Here is a 2,619-nt window from a genome sequence, read left to right as displayed (position 1 = left end):
GGGAAAGTGTGGGGAGTGTGGGGAGTGTGGGGAGATGAGGGAGAAAGATTGCTACCTTGTCCGCCTTGTCGGAACATTCGGATAGATACTTGAGTATAACCTTGAGATAACAGGAGCGATCGCCCTTCGCGGTAACAAGCTAAACGAATATCGTCCCATTCTTTATCTGTGCGTCCCAAACCTGTTAACGGCCGTACATATAAGGGATATAGATAAATTTCTTCTGGTTGAAAGCGCAAAGCAGTATGTATTGATTGCAACCAAGTATCGACGGTTTGACCGGGTAAACCGTAAATTAAGTCAATATTCAAAGTCGGAAATCCAGCTTCTTTTATCCTTGTCAATGCGTCTTCTACTTGAGTATTAGATTGACGACGCTGGGTTGCTAAGACTTCCGATTCGATGAAACTTTGGACACCAATGCTAACACGATCTATGGAGTGCGATCGCAACAACTTTAATTTTTCCTCAGTTGCGGTTTCTGGCGAAACTTCCACAGAAATGGGAATTTCCTGTAATCTCGCACCCATCGTATTTTCAGCAATATCGAGAACAGTTTCAAGGTGTCCAATGGGTAACTGAGTCGGAGTTCCGCCACCGATAGCGAACCTCGCAAATGACGCATCACCCAACACCGCTTTCATCCGTTGAGCTTGTCGCTGTAACGTGCGGACATATTGACTGATAAAATCTTCATTGTGGCTGACTGTGGTAAACAAATTGCAGAAACCACAACGCATTTCACAAAACGGTATATGTATGTAGAGAAATAGCGCTTGTCTATCTTGCTGCGTCCAAACTTCCGGGAGATATACAGGTGGGCTGAAAGGACGATAAGCTGTTTTGTGAGGATAAGAATAAACATATGCTTGATAGGGAGACTGAGAAATTTTGGATTTGAGATTTTGGGTTTTAGATTGAGGATTTTGGGTTTTAATCATAAAATTTCAAGGATTTTCATTACAAGTTGAGAATTTGTTTTAAATCTCACACAAAGAACTCTGCGCCTCTGCGTCAGGTTTTCATAAAATAAACTCTGCATAGGGAACAGTCCAAACAACGGGATGGCTGAGTCGATGTCCAGTGTAACCATCTTCACCATAAGTTGTCCCGTGGTCAGAACAGAGAATGCAAAATGTAGAATGTCTTTGGCGTATAATATTCCAGAGTTTTGCTAATTGACTATCTACATATTCCAAAGCTGCGGCGTGAGATTCAATGGTGTCGATTTTCTCCTTAGTATTGGGAAGGTAAAAGTAATTTGGCTGATGCAAAGCTGAAATATTTATAAATAAAAATAGGCGTTGACTATTTGGCGTTTTTTCTAAAATTTCCCCCGCCAGATTTACCTGATTTTCTGTAGATTTAGGGTTAGTAACACCTAACTCTGGACTCCAGTAACTTTCAGCAAACATTGAGGGAATTACATTACCTAAAGGATTGCGTTTGTTAAAAAAACCTACACCACCAATGCACACTGTATGATATCCCTTAGCAGCTAATCCACTAACAATATTTGCGCTATCTAACACACAAGTTGTATCAGTTGTAGTGGTACTTCCTTCAAATCCCAAAGCAAAAAGGCGGGGGTGAATTCCTGGTGTTATAGGTGTGGGTAAAAAGCCTGCGAAAAAGGCATGATGCGCTGCATAGGTGAAATTTCCAGGTGAATGCCGTTCTTCCCAGCCTGTTTTAGAGAGTACTTTTTCTAAATTAGGAGTACGTTTTTGTGCGAGTAAATCCTTGGCTACGTCATAACGCAGTGTGTCTAAGGTGATAAATAAGATATCATGAGTTCCGACGATTTGATTCATATTGAACATAGCGAGGAAAAATTATGATCTATTTATAGTCACGCCAGTAGGGTGTGTTATCGCCTTAGCGTAACGCACCATCAAAAATTAAAAGCTACTTTATCTAATGTATTATTTATTCATATAAACAGATATAGCGATTGCTAAATTCAGATTCCTCGTTTTCGTCGTTAGCCTGTGGATTTGTAATTACTTGACAATCTAGTTGAGATAATTCTTCAATCATATTTGTAGACAGATAATTTGTTGATACATCAAGGGTATGAAGCTGATTAATAGAGGGAAAATTCAGTAAAGCTTTAGCACCTTCATCAGTCAAAGTTCCCATCGAAAGGTCAAGTATTGCAAGACGGTCGATAATTGTTGGTAATTCTGTTAAACACATAGCAATATTGTCAGAATAATCGCTACTTCTTAGCCCCAAATATTTCAAATTTGGGAATAACTCTCCTGAGATAATGGGTAATAAAAGTTTTGTTCCAATATCCGATCCATATCTTTGACAACCGCCAAGCCATAATTCAAGATATTCCAGTGCTGGTAAATCAAGCTGACAAATTTGCTTCACAGTATCAGAGTCGATAAACATTAAACCTGTTTCAACAATTAGAGTTTTTAAATATTCGTGTTTTACAGGTTTTATATGTAAACCCCAACCACCTCTTACTTGTAGTACTTCCAATTTAGGAAAAGCTGTTAATATAGGTGTAACATCGCCTAATTCTAAGTGAGAACTCATAAATGGATGGTTTTCACTATCTCCTATAAATAAAGCTTTAAGATTATGTAATAATTTATAATTATC

The 2,619-nt window shown here is 38.7% G+C and carries 2 protein-coding genes and 1 pseudogene; all 3 read right to left on the bottom strand.

The window, feature by feature from the left end; all coding sequences use genetic code 11:
• A partial coding sequence (locus GNE10_RS33690; RefSeq protein ID WP_185570383.1) for an STM4012 family radical SAM protein occupies nucleotides 1–941 on the bottom strand: 941 nt, incomplete at its 3' end.
• Between the two features lie 81 nt (nucleotides 942–1,022).
• Entirely contained in the window at nucleotides 1,023–1,814 is a 792-nt protein-coding gene (locus GNE10_RS33685; RefSeq protein WP_260447138.1) for an STM4013/SEN3800 family hydrolase, read from the bottom strand.
• A 115-nt stretch (nucleotides 1,815–1,929) separates the two neighbouring features.
• Nucleotides 1,930–2,619: pseudogene (locus tag GNE10_RS33680) on the bottom strand (HEAT repeat domain-containing protein); the annotation flags it as partial.

Origin of the sequence: Nostoc sp. 2RC (assembly GCF_014222165.1) — a bacterium.
GTDB classification, from domain to species: Bacteria; Cyanobacteriota; Cyanobacteriia; order Cyanobacteriales; family Nostocaceae; genus Nostoc; species Nostoc linckia.
The sequence above is the reverse complement of the archived record's forward strand: the minus strand, read 5'-3'. Positions and strand labels throughout refer to the sequence as shown.

Coding starts and splice junctions, on each gene's coding strand:
- GNE10_RS33685 (WP_260447138.1), bottom strand. CDS start 1,814: ATGAATCAAATCGTCGGAACTCATGATATCTTATTTATCACCTTAGAC.